Here is a 504-nt window from a genome sequence, read left to right as displayed (position 1 = left end):
AAGACGGCATACGAGTTTCATGGGCGTCTCGTGGGCTCGGAGATTTGTATAAGAGACAGGGGCTTGGGCAGCTTTGTTACTCGGGCACGTTCGTAACTGGGTCGCTCCGATGGCTCCGGCACTTCCGCGACTCGGTTACACAGGCAACTCGGGCACGTTCGATACACGGTGAAGTCCGTAACCCGGTCAAGTCCGTAACCCGGTCAAGCCCGTAAGCCGGTCAAGTCCGTAAGCCGGTCAAGCGCGTTACCCAGTCACGTACGAAACCGAGGCTCACTTACTAGCCGCCCACGCCGACAGAGTCCATGCCGATGCGGCAGCCGAACCCGACCCCGTCCGCCGCCGGTAATACGCCACCGTCACCGCGATCAGCAGCGGGGCCCACGCGAGGAGCGGGAGGTAGCAGGCGACGAGGATCGCCTCCTGGACCGGGTTGTCGGTGGCCCCCGAGCCCAGGCCCGCGAAATGGGCGTAGAACGACCAGGCCACGAGCTGTCTCTTATA

Annotated in this window: 1 pseudogene; it reads right to left on the bottom strand. The window is 63.1% G+C overall.

The features are described from left to right. Nucleotides 1-273: 273 nt before the first annotated feature. Nucleotides 274-504, bottom strand: a pseudogene (locus tag E2651_RS43565) (hypothetical protein); the annotation flags it as partial.

The sequence above is a fragment of the Streptomyces sp. MZ04 genome (genome assembly GCF_004684775.1).
Taxonomy (GTDB): Bacteria; Actinomycetota; Actinomycetes; order Streptomycetales; family Streptomycetaceae; genus Streptomyces.
The sequence above is the reverse complement of the archived record's forward strand: the minus strand, read 5'-3'. Positions and strand labels throughout refer to the sequence as shown.